This window comes from Nocardiopsis exhalans, assembly GCF_024134545.1.
GTDB classification, from domain to species: domain Bacteria; phylum Actinomycetota; class Actinomycetes; order Streptosporangiales; family Streptosporangiaceae; genus Nocardiopsis; species Nocardiopsis exhalans.
This window is the reverse complement of the sequence record NZ_CP099837.1, coordinates 2,893,910-2,912,528: the sequence shown is the minus strand read 5'-3', so window position 1 is coordinate 2,912,528 and position 18,619 is coordinate 2,893,910. Positions and strand designations below refer to the sequence as shown.

General features: G+C 71.0%; 17 protein-coding genes. 8 read left to right on the top strand and 9 right to left on the bottom strand.

Annotation, left to right across the window (positions count from 1 at the left end):
- Positions 1–12: 12 nt before the first annotated feature.
- Positions 13–714: a FadR/GntR family transcriptional regulator gene (locus NE857_RS12985; protein WP_017582965.1), complete on the top strand. Its 702-nt coding sequence runs from the start codon at positions 13–15 to the stop codon at positions 712–714.
- 121 nt (positions 715–835) lie between these two features.
- Here the strand turns inward: NE857_RS12985 and NE857_RS12980 are convergent, their stop codons facing one another.
- From NE857_RS12980 to NE857_RS12970, 3 genes are all read right to left on the bottom strand, one after another.
- Complete coding sequence (locus tag NE857_RS12980; protein WP_017582966.1) at positions 836–1,579, bottom strand: RraA family protein; 744 nt, start codon at positions 1,577–1,579, stop codon at positions 836–838.
- 174 nt (positions 1,580–1,753) lie between these two features.
- Positions 1,754–2,647 carry a dihydropteroate synthase gene (gene folP / locus NE857_RS12975; RefSeq protein WP_254421214.1) on the bottom strand — a complete coding sequence of 298 codons (894 nt, stop codon included), beginning with the start codon at positions 2,645–2,647 and terminating at the stop codon, positions 1,754–1,756.
- Positions 2,648–2,747: 100 nt separating this feature from the next.
- Complete coding sequence (locus tag NE857_RS12970) at positions 2,748–3,656, bottom strand: Lrp/AsnC family transcriptional regulator (RefSeq protein ID WP_254421213.1); 909 nt, start codon at positions 3,654–3,656, stop codon at positions 2,748–2,750.
- A gap of 505 nt (positions 3,657–4,161) precedes the next feature.
- On the opposite strand from NE857_RS12970, the gene NE857_RS12965 reads away from it, so the two are divergent.
- From NE857_RS12965 to NE857_RS12955, 3 genes are all read left to right on the top strand, one after another.
- Positions 4,162–5,730, top strand: coding sequence for an LCP family protein (locus NE857_RS12965; protein ID WP_254421212.1), 1,569 nt, complete (start codon positions 4,162–4,164; stop codon positions 5,728–5,730).
- Positions 5,731–5,929: 199 nt separating this feature from the next.
- A complete protein-coding gene (locus NE857_RS12960) occupies positions 5,930–6,727 on the top strand; it encodes a cell wall anchor protein (RefSeq protein ID WP_254421211.1) in 798 nt (265 codons plus the stop codon).
- A gap of 180 nt (positions 6,728–6,907) precedes the next feature.
- Positions 6,908–7,702, top strand: coding sequence for a VldE C-terminal domain-containing protein (locus NE857_RS12955; protein WP_254421210.1), 795 nt, complete (start codon positions 6,908–6,910; stop codon positions 7,700–7,702).
- Between the two features lie 115 nt (positions 7,703–7,817).
- Here NE857_RS12955 and NE857_RS12950 read toward each other — a convergent pair whose 3' ends face one another.
- A complete protein-coding gene (locus tag NE857_RS12950) occupies positions 7,818–8,027 on the bottom strand; it encodes a dodecin (RefSeq protein WP_017582972.1) in 210 nt (69 codons plus the stop codon).
- Between the two features lie 547 nt (positions 8,028–8,574).
- On the opposite strand from NE857_RS12950, the gene NE857_RS12945 reads away from it, so the two are divergent.
- Positions 8,575–8,787 (top strand): hypothetical protein, encoded by a 213-nt coding sequence (locus NE857_RS12945; protein ID WP_017582973.1) that lies wholly within the window; start codon positions 8,575–8,577, stop codon positions 8,785–8,787.
- Between the two features lie 57 nt (positions 8,788–8,844).
- Here NE857_RS12945 and NE857_RS12940 read toward each other — a convergent pair whose 3' ends face one another.
- The 4 genes from NE857_RS12940 to moaA all read right to left on the bottom strand — a co-directional run bounded on the left by NE857_RS12940 (position 8,845) and on the right by moaA (position 12,849).
- Positions 8,845–9,831 (bottom strand): hypothetical protein, encoded by a 987-nt coding sequence (locus tag NE857_RS12940; protein WP_254421209.1) that lies wholly within the window; start codon positions 9,829–9,831, stop codon positions 8,845–8,847.
- A 75-nt stretch (positions 9,832–9,906) separates the two neighbouring features.
- Positions 9,907–10,482: a molybdenum cofactor guanylyltransferase gene (gene mobA, locus NE857_RS12935; protein ID WP_254421208.1), complete on the bottom strand. Its 576-nt coding sequence runs from the start codon at positions 10,480–10,482 to the stop codon at positions 9,907–9,909.
- Between the two features lie 22 nt (positions 10,483–10,504).
- Complete coding sequence (locus tag NE857_RS12930) at positions 10,505–11,692, bottom strand: RtcB family protein (protein WP_254421207.1); 1,188 nt, start codon at positions 11,690–11,692, stop codon at positions 10,505–10,507.
- Positions 11,693–11,841: 149 nt separating this feature from the next.
- On the bottom strand, positions 11,842–12,849 hold the full coding sequence (gene moaA / locus NE857_RS12925) for a GTP 3',8-cyclase MoaA (protein WP_254421966.1): 1,008 nt from the start codon (positions 12,847–12,849) through the stop codon (positions 11,842–11,844).
- A gap of 310 nt (positions 12,850–13,159) precedes the next feature.
- On the opposite strand from moaA, the gene NE857_RS12920 reads away from it, so the two are divergent.
- Positions 13,160–13,981: an alpha/beta hydrolase gene (locus NE857_RS12920; protein ID WP_254421206.1), complete on the top strand. Its 822-nt coding sequence runs from the start codon at positions 13,160–13,162 to the stop codon at positions 13,979–13,981.
- Positions 13,982–14,014: 33 nt separating this feature from the next.
- Here NE857_RS12920 and yczR read toward each other — a convergent pair whose 3' ends face one another.
- On the bottom strand, positions 14,015–15,475 hold the full coding sequence (gene yczR, locus NE857_RS12915) for a MocR-like transcription factor YczR (RefSeq protein ID WP_254421205.1): 1,461 nt from the start codon (positions 15,473–15,475) through the stop codon (positions 14,015–14,017).
- Between the two features lie 173 nt (positions 15,476–15,648).
- On the opposite strand from yczR, the gene yczE reads away from it, so the two are divergent.
- Both yczE and NE857_RS12905 read left to right on the top strand, forming a co-directional pair.
- Positions 15,649–16,329 (top strand): membrane protein YczE, encoded by a 681-nt coding sequence (gene yczE / locus NE857_RS12910; protein WP_254421204.1) that lies wholly within the window; start codon positions 15,649–15,651, stop codon positions 16,327–16,329.
- A gap of 418 nt (positions 16,330–16,747) precedes the next feature.
- A complete protein-coding gene (locus NE857_RS12905; protein WP_254421965.1) occupies positions 16,748–18,553 on the top strand; it encodes a glycoside hydrolase family 15 protein in 1,806 nt (601 codons plus the stop codon).
- Positions 18,554–18,619 lie beyond the last annotated feature (66 nt).

Genomic DNA, 18,619 nt, shown 5'->3' with positions numbered 1-18,619 from the left:
GGAGGTATACGCGTGCCCCTCGCCTCGACACGCCGGACCGGTCTCGTCGACCAGGTCATCAGTCAGTTAAGAGCCCAGATCGACTCGGGCGAGTGGGGCGTGGGCGACCGCATCCCCACCGAGTCGGAGCTCTCCGACCAGCTCGAGGTCGGCCGTAACACCGTCCGCGAGGCCGTTCGAGCCCTGGCCCACGCGGGCCTGCTGGAGATCCGTCAGGGGGCGGGCACCTTCGTCCGCGCCTCCAGCGAACTCGGCGGGGCCCTGCGCCGCCGCCTGGAGCGCTCCCGCCTGCGGGAGAACCTCGAGGTCCGCCGCGCCCTGGAGGTCGAGGCCGCGCGCCTGGCCGCGCTGCGCCACAGCGAGGAGGACATGGCCGACATCGACCGCGCCATGGCCCTGCGCGAGGAGGCCTGGCGGACCAAGGACATGGGCGCGTTCGTGGAGGCCGACTTCACGTTCCACCGCTCGGTGGTCAACGCCACCCACAACACGCTGCTCATCGACCTCTACGACGACATCGCCCAGGTCGTCTACGCCAGCATCGCGCACACCGCGTACGAGCAGAGCGACGAGGCCTCCGAGCAGCCCTCCTCCGCCACCGACGGGATCGACCACAGCGGTCTGACCGAGGCCATCCGGGAGGCGGACCCGGTTCTCGCCGCCCGTGAGGCCACCTGCTACATCGACGAGCTGCTCTCCCTCACCGAGGAGTGAGCACCCGCGACGGGCGCCCTCGGTGATCTCCTGACACCGTGTTCGCCTGAAACACACGGACGGGCCCGGAACCATCCCCTGGTTCCGGGCCCGTCCGCTTTCACCTTCGTGTCGAGGCGGATCAGTCGCCGCCGTAGACGTCGCCCACGGCGGAGCGCGGACCCAGTCTCGGGCGGGGGTGCCCCTCCGCCGTGCGGCCCTCGCGGCGGGCGTTCAGCGAGCGCGGCCGCCCGCACCGCCCGGCCTGGTCGGCGCCGCCGTCCCAGCCGGTCACCCTGGACGGGTCCAGGCCCAGCAGGTCCAAGGTGCTCTCCCCGGCGCAGACCGCGTCGATGATCTCCCGCTCGCGGGTGACGTTGTCCATGGTCTCGGCGATGATCGCGCTCACCTGACCCCGGGGCAGGCAGACCACGCCGTCGTCGTCGGCCACGATCCAGTCGCCCCGGCGCACCGGCAGCGGGGCGGGACCGCTCGCGTCCATGTTGATCTGCTGGCCCACGGAGCCGCCCGCGTCGTGCCCGGCCTCGCGGACAGCCACCCCGGCACCGAAGACCGGGAGCTCGCAGTGGGCGATGGCGGCGATGTCGCGCACGCAGCCGTCCAGGATGATCCCGGCCACGCCCTTGGTGCGCGCCGCCACCGCGAGGATCTCGTCCACATAGCCGTACTCGGGCTCGCCGGAGACGTCCACCACCAGGGCGGACCCCGGAGGGGCCTGGGCCACGGCGACGTGCAGCGCCAGGTTGTCCCCCGGCGAGCAGCGGACCGGGAAGGCGGTCGCGGCGAACGCGGCCCCCGGCCAGACAGAGAAGAGGTGAGTCCCGAACGGACGCCCTCCGCAGCGGGCCAGTGCCACCGTTCCCACAGCCGTCAACGTCTTCGCAAGCGCCACGTCAGCCTCCATTACACCCGCGCCCGGTGCGGCCGGCTGGAACCGACCCCCTCCATACTCGCCGGTAACTTAAGCGTGACGCAAGCCATATCAGCCCGAAACACGTAAAAACTGCTACCGATGGTTACACGGGAACTGGAAACAGACTCAGCCGACCGCCGCCACCACGTCAAGGGCGGCTCGGGCAGCGGCGACGTCGTGCACGCGAAAGACCCGGGCCCCTTCACGGGCGGAGACGGCCAGGGCCGCCAGAGTCCCGTCACCGCGCTCGGTGACCCCGGCCTGGAGGGTCTCCCCCACGAAGTCCTTGTTGGAGACCGCCACCAGCACCGGCCAGCCGGTGGCCGACAGCTCGCCGAGGCGACGCGTGAGTTCGAGTGAGTGGTAGGTGTTCTTGCCGAAGTCGTGGGTGGGGTCGATCATCACCCCGTCCGGGCGCACCCCCACCGACACCGCGCGTTCGGCCAGGGCGCACACACCGGACACGACATCGGCCACCACGTCGTCGTAGCGGAGGCGGTGGGGGTCGGTGCGCGGGGCCAGTCCCCCGCTGTGGCTGCACACCAGCCCGGTGCCGTACTCCGCGGCCACCCGGGCCAGGTCCGGGTCGGCACCCGCCCAGGTGTCGTTGATCATGTCCGCCCCGGCCTCGGCGACGGCGCGGCCCACCTCGGCCCGCCAGGTGTCCACCGAGATCACCACCCCGGGGTGGCGGTCGCGCAGCTCGCGCACGAACGGCACCGTGCGGCGGATCTCCTCGGCCTCGTCCACGTGGGCGCCGTAACCGGCCTTGACCCCGCCGACGTCGATGATGTCCACCCCCGCCGCCACGGCGTGGTCGGCCGAGGCCAGCGCGGCCTCCAGGGCGTAGGTGGCACCCCGGTCGTAGAAGGAGTCCGGGGTCCGGTTGATCACCCCCATCACCGCGTAGCGGCGGCCCGCGAACGTCTGCCCGCGCAGCCTCAGTGTTCCCGCCGCGGGTTGTGTGCCCGCCAGGGGCCGTGTTCCTGCCTCGTCCGGCACAGCCGGTTCCGTCACCATGGCTCCATCCTGGGGCATGAGGACGAGCCCGGGACATGCGGGCGGGCGGTAGCCCGGCCCCATGCCCCGGGTGCGTACGGACAGCTCAGGTAGGCACCTCTCAGGCGGGCACCCAACCGACGGAGCGTTCACCGCCCCGGCGCTCCTTGCGCACCTGGAGGTGGTCCCACGTCTCCACGTGGGCCACCCCCGCCGTCCCCCGGATCCGCTCCAGGGCCTCCACCAGCTGGCAGCGGTCCGGAGCGGTCAGGGTGCCGATCACGTCGTAACGACCGAAACCGCTGGCCAGGAACGAGATCCGGCCCATGTTGGCCATGGCGGTCCCCAGCGCGTCGGCGTCGCCGCGACAGCGCAGGCCGAAGCCCAGCTGCTCGTTGGCGCCCACCGCCGAGGGCTCCACCAGCGCGGTCACGTGGACCACGCCCGAGTTGAGCAGCCGCACCACCCGGGAGCGGGCCGCGGCCTGTGAGAGCCCCACCTGGCGGGCCAGGTCGGCGTACGAGGCGCGTCCGTCCTTGAGCAGTTTGCGCACCAGACGCCAGTCCAGCGCGTCCAACTCGATGTCGCGTAGTTCACGCACACTGCTGTGGGCGTCCTTGTACACGGCGTTGGCCCGGAAGACCTCCGCTCCGTCCACGCCCGGCAGCGAGCGCAGTTCGGCGAGCTCCTTGGTGAGAGCCGCGTCGTCGGCCACCCGGACCTGCGCGATGGCCGGGAACCTCCCGGCCGACTGCGCCGCGAAGGTCACGGCCTCGCGTTCCCCCAGCGCCTCCAGCAGCGGACCGACCGGGCCGCTGACCCGGAACGACACGTGGCCGAGGACCTCCATGCCCACCACACCGGCGTGCAATACCCCGACGATTCTGATCGCCCCCGACTGCACGAGCTGGCGCACTCTGGCGCGTACCGCAGTCCGGGACAGGCCCACTCCGTCGGCCAGGGCCTGGAACGTCGCTCTGCCGTCCCCCTGCAACGCCCGCATGAGCGCGGCGTCAACCGCATCGAGCACGATGGTTGCCTTTCGTTCCCATGACGCCGCCCTTACCCCCGGACGACGCCCCCTCCTCCGGGCAGATCATCGCAGTTGTGGCGCCTCTTCACTACCGATCGCGAAAGAAATCGGTTGATTCACCCCTTTGACCGGCCCGAGAGCGTCGTTCAATGCCCCAAGCGGACCTTCTCGACCACATAACAGACTTGTATAGAACACCCCTGATGAGGTGGCCACCGTGCACACAACCCCCGCAAAGCGCCACACTGATCTCACGGACCCGTGCGACGCCCCCCGGGGGCACCCCCGGCGCACCGTGAGGGGGCGGCTCCACGCCCCACCGGTGCCGACGCGGGCACCGGGAGATCCGGAACCCTGGGAACCAACGGGTCGTTCCCGTACGTGTACCTGGGAAAGGGCATAACAACAGGAGAAGTGACCGCCACCCGGCGACCGTGGCGAGTGCACAGGAGTACCAGAACGGGGCGGTCGTGATCGCCCCGCGGCTTGAGAGGAATCGCTGGTGGCAGCGGAGGACGAGCGGCCGGAGAAGGCGCCCGCGCGCCCGGGCACGGGAGGGGCGCTGCTGTGGACCGCCGCGTCGCTTCCCCTTCCCGGTGCGGCGCACCTGCGTATGGGGCGCAGGGGTGCCGGGATCGTCATCCTCGGCGCCTACTTGCTGGGTATCGCGGCTCTGGCCCTCTGGCTGGTCCGGCTCGGCGCGCACGAGGCGGGCGCCGCGACGGTACTGGCCGGGATGGCCGTGCAGGACCGCTGGCTGCTCGGCGCGATGGGCGCCGTGTTCGTGATCGCGGTGCTGTGGCTGACCGTGATCGTGCACTCGTGGACGATCACCCGGCCCGAGGGCGCGAAGTTCGGCCAGCGGCTCCTGGGCGGCGTCGTGGTCCTGCTCCTGTGCGCGACCGTGGGCGCTCCGGCGGCCTGGGCCCTGCACGGCGGGTACACGGCCTACGAGACGCTGGGCTCGGTCTTCGACGCCCCCGAGCGCGACGACCTGCCGCCGCACGACGCCGCCGACCCCTGGAACGGCGCGGACCGGGTCAACGTGATGCTGATCGGCTCGGACGCGGCGGACGAGCGGTACGGGGTGCGCACCGACACCATGATGGTGGCCAGCCTGGACACCGAGACCGGTGACGCGGTGCTGGTGGGCCTGCCCCGCAACCTGGAGAACATCCAGTTCCCCGAGGACAGCGAGCTCGCCGAGCGCTACCCGGAGCCGTACGGCTTCAACCTGCTGCTCAACGACCTCTACCAGGCGGTCGCCGACGACCCCGACGAGCTGGCGCTCAACCCGCTCTCCTCCGACCCGGCCGCCGACACCCTCAAGAAGGTGGTCGGATACAACATCGGCCTGGACGTCGAGTACTACGCGATGGTCGACATGATGGGCTTCCGCGACCTGATCGACGCCGTGGGCGGCGTGCGGGTGCGCATCGAGGAGCCCATCCCGTACGGGGTGCACGGCGGGGTGCTGGAGCCCGGATACCAGCTCCTGGACGGCCACGAGGCGCTCTGGTACGGCCGTTCCCGGATCGGCTCGGACGACTACGGACGGATGGGTCGCCAGGGCTGCCTGGTCAAGTACGTGGCGGAGCAGGTCGACCCGACCACCGTGCTGACCAGCTACCGGCAGTTGGCCGGGGCCACCAAGCGGACGCTGAGCACCGACATCCCGCAGACGAAGGTGCCCGCCTTCATCGAGCTGGCCGACCTGCTGACCGACAACGGCGACATGAGCGCGCTCCAGCTGTCCCCGCCGCAGGTGTCCACCGGCAACCCGGACTGGGACGAGATCAAGGAACTGGTCCGGGAGGCGATCGGCGCCAGCGAGGAGCAGGGCGACGACCTGCCCTCGGAGCCCTCCCCCTCGGCTTCCGGCGACGGCGCCGAGGAGGGCGTCGAGGGTCCCGAGGAGACCGAGGACCCGACCCTCGAGGAATGGCAGGAGTGGGAGGAGGACGAGCGGACCGAGTGGCAGCGCTACACCGGTCTGGACGAGCCCTCCCCCGCCGACCCGGGCCGCCAGGTCGGCTCGGAGGCCACCGACCTCAACGCCATCTGCCCGTAGCCCCCGCCCCTCCGCCGTGATCTTGCTACCACGAGCGAGTTCGGCGCCTTGGGTTTCGGTGGTACCGCGCTCCTGGTAGCAAGATCACGGGTGACACCCCCTGGGGGTTCCGGCAAACCCCGGAGCCCCCGGGTGACCGGTGTCGGTCAGCTGGCCGCCGACCGTTGTCACCCCCGGTCGTGCGTGTGACGCTGGCGCGGTGACCACAGCACAGCTCTGGACTCTCGTCGCCTTGGGCGCCTTCCACGGGCTACACCCCGGCATGGGGTGGTTGCTCGCCGTCAGCAGGGGGTTGCAGGAGGGCGGTCGTCGCCAGGTCCTGCGGGCCCTGCCCGCGATCGCCGTGGGGCACGCGGTCAGTGTCGCGGTGGCGGCGGTGGCGATCACCGTCACGGGTTCGGCCACGGCCTCGGTCCTGTTCCCGGTACTCGGCGGGGGCGTGATCGTGCTGGTGGGGCTGGTGATGCTGCTGTCGCGGCGGCACTTCCACTGGCGCGAGGTGCGACTGCCCCTGTGGCAGCTGACCGCCTGGTCCTTCCTGATGTCCTCGGCGCACGGTGCCGGGTTGATGCTGATGCCGGTCCTGGCCGGTCAGCTCCACCACACGCACGTGGACGGGGGCGGGCACGGGGGGCATACGGGAGGAAGCCAGGGGGCGGCGGCCGAGACCGTGGCCGCGGCGGAGGGGTCAGCGGCAGTGGGCCCGGGGGCGGGTGATGCGGGTTCGGGTGAGGCAGCCGACGGGACCGGTGGGGCGGTGGAGGCCGGAGAGGTCACCTGGAGCCTGTGGGACGCCACGGTGCTCGGGCTCGCCGCCACCGGGGTGCACACCCTGGCCATGCTGGCGGCCGCCGGAGTGGCGGCGCTGATCGCCTACGACTTCCTCGGGGTGCACGCGCTGCGTTGGAAGGGCGTGACCATGGACCGGATCTGGGCGCTGACGCTGGTCCTGGGCGGGGTCTTCGTCCTCTGGTCGGTGCTGTGGCCGGCCCTGTGACCGGCCCCACCTCCGCTTTCGTTTACGGCTTCTGGCTTGATTCGGGTCACAGTCGGGAATGTGAGCTGAGTCCGATGTGTCCAATAGACGAAGCATCCCGCAGGGAGCCGTGAAGACACTGGCGCCCGGGACGTCGACGGCGGCGCGGCCGCCCGTCCCCGGCGTGGAGGGGCAGAGTCCATGACACACAGATCCACCGGGTCCGCCGTGGTGCACCGCCGATGGCACGGACTCATCCTGTCCGTGGCGATCCTGGCCGTCCTGGCCACGATCGGCGTGCTGGGCACCCGATGGGTGGTGGAGAACCAGGATCGGATCTTCCCCGTCTCCGCACCGTGGGGGCCCGAGTGCTCGGTGTGGACCGGAGAGGAACAGATCAAGCTCGACCGCGACCAGGCTCAGCGGGCCAGCACCGCCGCGGCCGTCATCAACCAGGGGGACAGCGCCCCCGTCGAGCAGCCCGATGTCGACGACATCCCCGACGAGGTCATGGACGCCCTCGTCAACGGCCCCGAGGACGACGCGGGACCGTCCATGAGCTGCCGCTACTCGGGCGAGGATGTCGAGTTCGAGGAGGAACTGCCCTCGGGCATGACCCCGCGCAACGAGGCCATGAAGGCGGGCATCGAGGCGCACTTCGCCGACACCAGCATCGGCGGGTACGTGCCCGGCGGCTACGACAGCGGCCACGGTGAGGGTTCGGCGCACTACGAGGGCCGCGCGCTCGACATCTTCTACCGGCCGGTCAACGAGGACAACCGCCGTGAGGGATGGCTGCTCGCGCACTGGCTGATCGCACACGCTCCCGAGTACAAGATCGACGTCATCATCTTCGACGACAAGATCTGGAGCACGCGGTACCCGTCGATGGGCTGGCGCCACTACGACGCCGACCCCGACAACGAGATCCTGCGCCACCTGGACCACGTCCATGTGGACGTGCTGCGCGGAACAGACCCCAGCGCCGGCGCCTGAGGGCGCGGCCCCGGGTGACCGGGGCAACCCAGGATTCACCCTGCCAGCGACGGGCCCGGACCACGACGGTCCGGGCCCTGCTCGTGTGCCCTGGCGGGCGGCGGTGGGCGGACGGTCAGTCGTCCAGGCGGAAGCCGACCTTGAGCCCCACCTGGAAGTGGGCGACGGCGCCGTCCTCGATGTGCCCGCGGACCTGGGTGACCTCGAACCAGTCGAGCCCGCGCAACGTGGCCGAGGCCCGTTGGATGCCGTTGCGGATGGCCTGGTCGACACCCTCGGTCGAGGTGCCGACGATCTCCGTGACGCGATAGGTGTGGTCGGTCATGGTTGACCCCCTGCTGAGTCGGTGGTGGTGCGGCCGGGCGGAACCCGTTGAACCCGGCCCCGTTCCCTGCCTCCCCGCAATCCCCGTCCGCCACACGGGCCCCCTGATTTTCTCCGGCCCCTTTCCGGAGAACGGATCGGAGCACTTTGCCGTTTCTTTCCGAGGACTTTGGTCCCGGTTGGGACGTGCTTGACCCCGGAGGCGGGTGTTGCGGGGATCGAATAGCGAGACGAGGGGGAAGCGGGAGCGCCAGATAAGTCCTGAGCTGGGGCTAAGGACCCTCCCCCGAGGGACTCTCCCGAGACAACGTCGTAACTGACTCTTGACGTACCCCGGGGGGCAGCGGTGTACATTAGGTCTAGCGCTTCGGTCCCCCGTCGAAGCGCGGGACGATGTTTCGAGCCCCCGTCGAAACATCGCTGCGACGCCGGGTGGTTTGCCCCCGTAACCACCCGGCGTCGCCTTTTGTCCACACCCGGTCGGCGTGAATACCCGTCCGTGGCCGGGGCTTGACCACCGAATCCGCTTTGTCTCCTGGGGATCAGCATTGGGTAATACCGCACCGGACGCACACTGCTCACGCAAGAGCTGCAAGGCGCCCGCCGAGTGGGCCCTGGTATGGAACAACCCCAAGCTGCACACCCCCGACCGCCGCAAGGTCTGGGTGGCCTGCGACGAGCACCGCGACTATCTCGCCAACTTCCTGGACCTGCGCGGCTTCCTGCGCGAGACCGTCCCCATGGCCGAGTTCGAGGGCTAGCTGTACTGACCTGAGAGGTTAGGTACGCGGGACGCTGACAGCCCGCACCCGAACCCCTCACCCCAGGGCGACCGCGCGGGCCAGTTCACGTACCTGGTCGTGACCGCACTCCCCCGCCGCCACCAGTGACTCCGACCAGCGCCGGGCCCAGCGGGAGCGGTTGCCGAACTCCTCGGCGACCAGCACCGCGAACAGTCCCGCCGCCGCCCCTTCGGGCCCCGGGAGGCGCCGTGCCCGCTCCAGGAGCAGCCCCGTCAGCGTGAGGGCTTCGCCGTCACCGCTCCCGCGCGCCCTGAGCCCGGACGCCACCGGCCGCACCAGGTTCCGCAGCCAGCCGAGCAGGGACAGCGGGTGGCGGGCGAGCTGTTCCAGCACAGTGGCGAACACGGCCACCAGTTCCGCGGGGGCAGCTCCTTCCCCCGCCCGCGCCTGGAAGAGGGCGTCGGTGAGCCGGACCGCCCCCGCCAGGTGCTGGGGGTGTTCTCCCAACAGCCGCACCGGTCGCACGGCGAGATCGGCGGGCACGGCGCCGTTCGGTTGGATCAGCCCGGCGCAGGCTCGCGCCACCGAGCGCAGCCGCGCGACGGGACGGATCGAGGTCTCCCCATCGCTCAGGCGCAGCGGGACCCCTGCGGGTTGACCGGCCAGCAGGCGGCCGAAGACCTCCTCCACCCTGTCCAGGGCCCGGCCGTCGCGCAGCAGCTGCGTGAAGGGGTCCACCGAGGTGTCGGGGTGGCGCCGGGCCAGGCGGCGCCAGGACTGGAAGGCATGGGCGAGCCCGGGCAAGTGCCGGGCGACGGTCTCGGCGGTACAGGCGGGGAGCAATGCGGCGGCCTCGGCGTCGCCGTGCTCCGATCGGACCCGCGCCAGCAGGGCGTCGGCGAGCGCGGAGCGGCGGCCCTGGTCGAGGGTCCGGTACAGCGCCGGGCGCAGTGCGGTGGGCGCGTCCTCCAGCACGGGGAGGACCATCGGATCCGGGATCGGCAGGGTGCGCACGGCGCGCAGGGCGGCCCCGCGCAGTTCGGGGTCGGGTCCGGCGAGCAAACGCCCGCCCGGACCTGGTTCGGGGTGTCCCGGGCCATGCCGTTCGCCCTGGCCGGGGTCCGGTACCGCCCGGATTCACTCCGGTCGCTCCAGGGTGCGACGGACGCGTTCCAGGGCCTCGGGGGTGTCCACGTCGAAGTCGGCGGGGGCGTCGGTGAGCGGCACGTGGACGGGGCTCAGCGGGCCGAGCAGCTTGTGGAGCGAGCGTCCGGTGTAAACGGCCAGCGCGGTGCGCAGGGTGTCGGTGTGCCAGATCCCGGTGAGCCACTGCTCCCGGCCGCCGGAGTCCACGAAGACGGCGCCCCCGCTTCCCACGGCAGCCGTGGCCAGTGCCGCGAGATGGCCCGGGTCCAGGTGGGGCAGGTCGGCGGCGAGCAGGGCCACCCAGGGGGCGCTCACATGGGACAGCCCGGCGCGCAGGGCCGGTACGGGGCCGCCCCCTGGTGGGTCCTCGCGGACGTAGCGGGCCCGGGGGCTCTCGCGTTCGGGGCCGACCACCGTCACACCCGCGTTCGGGTCGTGAGCGCGAACAGTGGCGACCACGTGTTCCAGCAGGGTGCGTCCGGCGACGGTCAGGCCGGGTTTGTCGGCGCCGCCCATGCGGGTCGCCGCCCCTCCGGCCAGCACCACGGCGTCCAGGTTCTCCATCACACCAGCATGCACTCCCGAGGGCTCAGCCCTTGACGCACACCACCTGACGCAGGTGCGCGACCACCTCGACCAGGTCGGTCTGAGCCTCGATCACCGACTCCAGGTCCTTGTAGGCGGCCGGGATCTCGTCCACCACGCCCCGGTCCTTGCGGCACTCCACGCCCTTGGTCTGCTCGATCAGGTCGGCCTCGGTGAAGGTCTTGCGGGCCTTGTTCCGGCTCATCCGGCGTCCGGCGCCGTGCGAGGCGGAGTTGAAGGAGGCCGGGTTGCCCAGGCCCTTCACGATGTAGGTTCCGGTGGCCATGCTGCCCGGAATCACGCCGAAGTCCCCCGAACCGGCACGGATCGCCCCCTTGCGGGTGACGAGCACGTCCACGCCGTCGTAGGTCTCCTCCGCCACGTAGTTGTGATGGCAGGAGATGCGCTGTTCGAACGTGGTCCCGGGGATCCGGTTGGCCAGGACCTGGCAGGCCAGGCCCATCATGACGTCGCGGTTGCGGCGGGCGTAGTCCTGCGCCCAGAACAGGTCGCGGCGGTAGGCGTCCATCTCCGGGGTCCCGGTCAGGAACACGGCGAGGTCGCGGTCGGGCAGGTCCTGGTTGTGCGGCAGCGCCTGCGCCTGGGTGATGTGGTGGTCGGCCAGCTCCTTGCCGATGTTGCGGGAGCCGGAGTGCAGGACCAGCCAGACGGCGCCGTCGTCGTCCAGGCACACCTCAAGGAAGTGGTTGCCGCCGCCCAGGGTGCCCATCTGGCGACGGGCGCGCTCGTGGCGGGGGTGCACGGCGGAGGCGAGGTCGTCGAAACCGCCCCAGAAGCCGTCCCAGCCGGTGCCCTTCAGGCCGGGGATCCGGGCGGGGTCGACGGGGACGTCGTGGGAGTTGAAGCCGACCGGGATCGCCGCTTCCAGGGCCGAGCGCAGGGGGCCGAGGTCGTCGGGAAGCCGCTCGGCGGTCAGGCCGGTGCGGACCGCGGTCATCCCGCAGCCGATGTCGACGCCCACGGCCGCCGGGCTGACGGCGTCGCGCATGGCGATCACCGAGCCGACCGTGGCGCCCTTGCCGTAGTGGACGTCGGGCATGACGGCCAGCCCGTGCGTCCAGGGCATCCGGGTGACGTTGCGGAGCTGGTCCATGGCGGCTGACTCGACCTGTGCCGGGTCGGCCCACATGCGGATGGGAACGCGCTCGCCGGGGACTTCGGTGTAGGACATGGGGCCACCTCCCGTTTCTGTTCGAGCCCCGGGGCACCGAAGTGTTCTGTGCCCCGGAACATCAATTCAGAGGGGACCGGGAGGAGGCAACCGGTTTATTGCTGTTTGGCGTGTTTGCGCGCGAGCGCGGCGGGGTCCGGAGCGCGGGATCAGCCGCCGATCGCGGACATCGGGCGGGCTGGTTGGAGGAAGCTCGGGTCGTTGATGCCGTGGCCGGGGAGCTTGGCCATGACCGCGGCCCGCCAGCGGTCGGCGATCTCGTCGTCGGTGGCGCCCTCGCGCAGGGGCGTGCGCAGGTCGGACTCCTCGCGGGCGAAGAGGCAGTTGCGGATCTGGCCGTCGGCGGTGAGCCGGACCCGGTCGCAGGCCCCGCAGAACGGGCGGGTGACCGAGCCGATGACGCCCACGGTGGCGGGCTCGCCGTTGGGGAAGCGCTGACCGCGCAGGTGGAAGAGCTCCGCGGGCGCGCTGCCGCGGGTGTCGGCGTCGGCGGGGTCGAGGTCGAACTCGGCCTCCAGCCGCGTGAGGATCTCGTCGGCGGTGATCATGGTGTCGCGGCGCCAGCCGTGCTGGGCGTCCAGGGGCATCTGCTCGATGAAGCGGAGCTCGTAGCCGTGCTCCACGCAGAAGCGGAGGAGGTCGGCGGCCTCGTGGTCGTTGACGTCGCGCATGAGCACGGCGTTGACCTTGACCGGGGTGAGTCCGGCGCGTGCGGCGGCGGCCATCCCCTCCAGGACGTCGTCGAGTCGGCGGCGCCGGGCGAGCTTCTCGAACACGACGGGGTCGAGGGTGTCCAGGGAGACGTTGACCCGGTCCAGTCCGGCCTCGGCCAGGGCGGGTGCCATCCGGGCGAGCCCGATCCCGTTGGTGGTCAGCGCGGTGTGCGGGCGGGGCGTGAGGGCGGTGCTTCCGGCGACGAGGCCCGGCAGACCCCGACGCAGCAGGGGTTCTCCGCCGGTGAAGCGGATCTCCTCGATGCCGAGCCGCGTGGTCCCGATGCGGATCAGGCGCAGGAGTTCGTCGTCGGTGAGCAGCTCCGCCTTGGGGAGCCACTCCAACCCTTCCGGGGGCATGCAGTAGGTACATCTGAGGTTGCAGCGGTCGGTGAGCGACACGCGCAGGTCTGTTGCCACGCGGCCATAGGAGTCGGCCAGCACGGACGTCACCCTCTCCAGTCTGAGATTGCCGGGTAGGAAGTACACGAAATTGCACCCACCCGAGGGATACCCATACTTAAGCGTAGAAGATCCAGTTTCACGGTGTGTAGCCCGAATCACACCTTTTGGCATATTTCGTTGGCACACACGAGAGTTGGCTGCCCGGCCTGGCCTTTGACCCAAACCCGCACCGCCGATCGTTACTCAGGCGATGCCCTCCGGCTGCCGGACACGATGTTCTAGGGTGACCACTCCGGCGACGACCACCTGATCGTCGCAGACGGAAGCGGCAGCGAGGAGGCAGGACACGGTGATCAGCACACGTGAGTGGGGTCTGGCCGGCGGGCCAGACGGGACCGGGAAACTGGCGGCACGGGCCTGGGCGCCCAGCGAGGGCGAACCGACCTGGCTGGCCGTGCTCGTGCACGGCTACGGCGAACACCTGGGCCGCTACGAGCAGGTCGCCCGGGACCTGTGCGCCGCCGGAGCGGTGGTCTACGGGGCCGACCACCGCGGCCACGGCGGGTCCTCCGGGGAGCGGGTCCTGATCGACGACTACGCCGGGGTGATCGAGGACGTGCACCGCGTCGTCACCCAGGCGCGCACCGCCTACCGCAGCCTGCCGCTGGTCCTGATCGGCCACTCCATGGGCGGAATGATCGCCACCCGTTACGCCCAGGTGTACCCGGGTTCGGTGCAGGCTCTGGTGCTGTCCGGGCCGGTCCTGGGCCGGTGGACCGCGGCCGAACAGCTCGCCGCGGCCGAGGTGATCCCCGACACCCCCATCGACCCCGCCACCCTCTCCCGAGACCCGGCGGTCGGCGAGGCCTACGTGGCCGACGAGCTGGTCTGGCACGGCCCCTTCAAGCGCACCACGGTCAACGCCCTGCTCACCGAGCTGGAGCGGGGCAATACCGCGGGCACTGTGGGCTCCCTGCCCCTGCTGTGGGTACACGGGCACCAGGACCAGCTGGTGCCGGTGTCCGACACCAAGGTCGGCATCGAGGCGGTGGCGGGCGAGGACGTCACCGCGCGGATCTTCCCCGGCGCCCGGCACGAGGTCTTCAACGAGACCAACCGCGACGAGGTACTCGGCGAGGTCATCCGCTTCGCCCACCGCTTCTCCCTCTGACCCAGGCCCTCTGACGCGGAGGGGCGGGCCCGTTCAGACGTAGAGCTGGCCGCGCGGCTGAGTGGGGTGGGCCAGGGTCTCGGCGTAGGCCGCGGCCAACCGCTCCACCGCGTCGGCCAGCACGTCCGGCGGCCGGGTGTAGGCCAGGCGCAGGTACCGCTCCAGGGTCCCGTCCGCGCCGAACAGCGGCCCGGCCGCCGGGTGTACGCCGTGCCGGATCGCGACCTCGGCCAGTGACGTGGCGACCGGGTGCGGCAGGGCCGCCCACAGCACCAGGCCACCGCCGGGCGTACTGGGCCGCCAGTCCGGCAGGCGCTCACGCAGCGCGGCCAGGAGCGCGTCGCGGTTGCGGCGCAGCTGACGGCTGCGTTCGGCGCGGATCCGCAGCACGTCGGCGAGCAGGTGGGTGGCGGTGAGCTGGTCGTGCACCGAACCGGCCAGGTCGAAGCGCTGACGGATCGCCATGATCCGGGTGACCATCGGCGGGGTCGCGCGCACCCAGCCCACCCGCAACCCGCCCCAGAACAGCTTGGCCACCGAACCCACGGTCAGCACCCGCCCGTCGGTGTCGTGCGCGGCCACCGGGGCGGGCAGGTCACCGGAGTCGATGGCCAGCTCGGCGCCGGACTCGTCGATGATGAGGTGGGTCCCGGCGCGACGGGCCTCCCGGACCAGGATTCGGCGTTCGTCGTCGTCCATGAGCGCGCCGGTGGGGTTCTGGAAGTCCGGGACCATGTAGGCCGCGGAGGGTCTGCGCTGGCGGAAGGCGTCCACCAGGTACTCCATGTCCCAGCCCTGCGGGGTCACCCCGGTGGTGCGGATGCGGGCGCCGTTGCGGCGGGCCGCGTCCAGACCGTGCGGGTAGGTGGGCGTCTCCATCAGGACCTCGTCGCCCTCCTGCACCAACAGGTCCATGGCCAGGGTGACGCCCTGCTGGGCGCCGCTGGTGACGAAGATCTGCTCCGGGGTGGTGGGCAGCCCCCGCTCGACATAGCGCCGGGCGATGGCGTGGCGGAGTTCGGGCAGGCCGTAGGGGTAGTAGCCGATCCCGCCCACGTGCGCGGCCAGTTGCTCCGAGGCGTGGAAGGAGGCGTCGCGCAGCCCGTCGACGGCCGGGGGCGCTGCCACGCCGAGGTCGATCTGTTCGGCGGCGGGCACGAACGGGGCCGGCCCGCGGGTACCGGAGTCGGGCAGGACCGTCCAGCTGCCCGCGCCCTGCCGACTGTCCAGGAAACTGTTGTCGCGCAGCCAGGCGTAGGCGGCGGTGACGGTGTTGCGGCTCACTCCCAGGGCGGTGGCCAGGTCGCGTTCGGCCGGGAGCCGGGTGTGCGTGGGGACTCGGCCGTCCAGGACCAGCCCGCTCACGGCGCGGGCGATCGCCAGGTAGTAGGGGCGTTCGACCGGGGCCTCACCGATCAGCCGGGCGAGCAGCCGACCGTTGATCCGCCGGGTTCCGCCGCCGGTCCCGGGGCGGTCGGTGCGCTGTCTCACCATGGATCTTCACCTCATCGGGGGCAAATCAGGCCAGTTGGTGGGATTGGCTCTTCAATCCCGGCCCTGTTTGAGCCACGATACCGATGTGGCCCCCTCAATGGATGGTCATCCAATCACCCCACCTTTAACTTCACCGGCCTGGGAACCGGTACGCCCGAGAGCAGAGGTCGAACGTGTCCGAACAGCCCCGGAGCCTGGTCTCCCGCCTGATCCGCCAGTTGCTGATCACCCCGGTACTACCGCGCCCCCGGCTGCGTCGCCTCGCCCAGCTCTACCTCGGCCTGTACATGTTCGGCCTCAGCGGGGCCCTGCTCATCCGCTCCGACCTGGGCGCGATGCCCTGGGACGTGCTGCACCAGGGCCTGTCCCTGCAGACCGGACTGTCGATCGGCACGTGGAGCGTGATCGTCGGCGCACTGCTCATGCTGCTGTGGATCCCGCTGCGCCAGAAGGCCGGGCTGGGCACGCTGAGCAACGTGGTCATGGTCGGCGTGTCCGTCGACGTGTCCCTGTGGCTGCTGCCCGCGACCGACTCCCTCCCCCTGCGCGTCCTGCTGCTGGTCTCGGGCGTACTGGTCTGCGGGATCGCGAGCGGCTGCTACATCGGGGTCGGGCTGGGTCCGGGGCCGCGGGACGGACTGATGACCGGACTGGCCGCGCGCGGCCTCTCGATCCGACTGGCCCGCACCCTCATCGAGGTGACCGTGGCGCTGTCCGGCTTCCTCCTCGGCGGGACCGTGGGCGTGGGGACCGTGGTATTCATGGTGGCGATCGGACCGCTGGCACAGGTGTTCCTCCCGATGATGCGGATGCCCGAGAAAACGCCGGCAAACCCTACTCCGTCGGGCCGTTAGCACTTCGGTTCGCCGTCTCGTCATCGTCGGTTGATCACCGCGTCATAACTTCTCCCCGCAGAAAGCCACCCATTCCCTGACATACCTCGCGCACGTCCAGATGCACGTGCATTCGTGGGTAGCCAGGCCAGCTCAGAGCATGGAAGATAGGACCGCGGTAAACGGCACAGGGCCGGGTTCGGACACTTTCCATGACCGTCCTTTACGCCTGCCCTCACCTGGGCACATACCCGGATATGAGGCAGCGGCGGGCGGTCTGGGGGAGACAGGGTCCGAACGGCGCCCCGACCTGGAGGCGGGTCGGGCGACAGACCCCGACGGGGCGCGCACACGGGCGTGCGCGCGGCGGTTCGCGAAGAAGCGACGCACCCCGTGGCAACGGGGCGACTCGCGCTATCGCAGAAACAATGACGACGTGTTGGGGGTGAGCCGCGTGCCCGGCTGGATTGAAGACTACGCAATGATCGGCGACATGCAGACCGCCGCGCTGGTCGGGCGGGACGGTTCCATCGACTGGGCGTGTCTTCCCGACTTCGACTCCTCTGCCTGTTTCGCCGCCCTCCTCGGCGACGACCAGAACGGCAGCTGGTGTCTGCGCCCCGCTGACGGCGAGCCGCGGGCCGACCGACGCCACTACCGGGGCGAGACCCTCGTCCTCGAGCAGGAGTGGGACACCGAGACCGGCTCCGTTCGGGTCATCGACTTCATGCCCCCGCGCGGCGGGGCCCCGCACATCGTGCGGATCGTGGAGGGGCTGCGCGGGACCGTGCGGATGAGCACCTCCATGCGCATCCGCTTCGACTACGGCCACGTGGTGCCGTGGGTGCACCGGTCCGGGACCGAGCTGGTGGCCATCGCCGGACCCGACGCCATCTGGCTGAGCAGCCCCATCTTCCTCCAGGGCCACAACTTCACCCACGACGCCACCTTCGCCGTCACCGAGGGCCAGCGCGTGCCGTTCGTGATGACCTGGCACCCCTCCCAGGTGGAGGAGTCCGACCACCTGGACGCGGAGAAGGCCCTCTCCCGCACCGAACGCTTCTGGGAGAAGTGGGTGGACCAATGCACCTACGACGGCCCCTACCGCGAAGCGGTGGTGCGCTCCCTCATCACCCTCAAGGGCCTCACCTACCGGCCCACCGGCGGGATCGTGGCCGCGCCGACCACCTCGCTGCCCGAGGAGATCGGCGGGGTCCGCAACTGGGACTACCGCTACTGCTGGCTGCGCGACGCCACCATCACCCTTGAAGCGCTGATCCGCTCCGGGTACACCGACGAGGCCCGGGACTGGCGCGAGTGGCTGGTGCGCTCCGTGGCCGGGGAACCCCAGCTGATGCAGATCATGTACGGCATCCGGGGCGAGCGCCGCCTCACCGAGTGGGAGGCCGAGTGGCTGCCCGGCTACGAGGACTCCAGCCCGGTCCGGATCGGCAACGCCGCGGTGGGCCAGTACCAGCTCGACGTGTACGGCGAGGTCATGGACGTGCTGCACCTGGCCCGGCGCTCGGGCATCCGGGGCGGCGACTACCTGTGGGGTCTCCAGCGCTCACTGGTCAACTACCTCGAGTGGTGCTGGGACGAGCCCGACGAAGGACTGTGGGAGGTACGCGGCCCCCGACAGCACTTCGTCCACTCCAAGGTCATGGCGTGGGTGGCCGCCGACCGCGCGGTGCGCAGCATCGAGGAGTTCGGCAAGGAGGGCCCCATCGAACGGTGGAAGGCCCTGCGCGACACCATCCACGCCGAGGTGTGCGAGTACGGCTACGACCCCCAGCGCAACACCTTCACCCAGTACTACGGCAGCAAGGAGCTGGACGCGGCCCTGCTGCTCATTCCCGAGGTCGGCTTCCTCCCCTACGACGACCCGCGCGTGGTCGGCACCATCGAGGCGGTCCGCGAGGACCTCATGGTGGACGGCTTCGTCCTGCGTTACCGCACGGACCTGGAGAACTCCGCCGACCAGCTGCCCGGCGACGAGGGCGCCTTCCTGGCGTGCAGCTTCTGGATGGCCAACGCGCTGCTGTCCATCGGCCGCCAGGACGAGGCGAAGGAGCTGTTCGAGCGGCTGCTGGCCCTGCGCAACGACGTCGGGCTGCTCGCCGAGGAGTGGGATCCCGGGGCGGGCCGCCAGGTGGGCAACTTCCCGCAGGCCTTCAGTCACGTCCCGCTGGTGACCACGGCCCTCAACCTCGCCGACCGCCAGGGCGGCTGGCGCGCGGAGTAGCGCGAAGGACACGGAGTAGTCCCGAGGACCAAGAGCAACGCCCCCGTGCTGTTGCGCGGGGGCGTT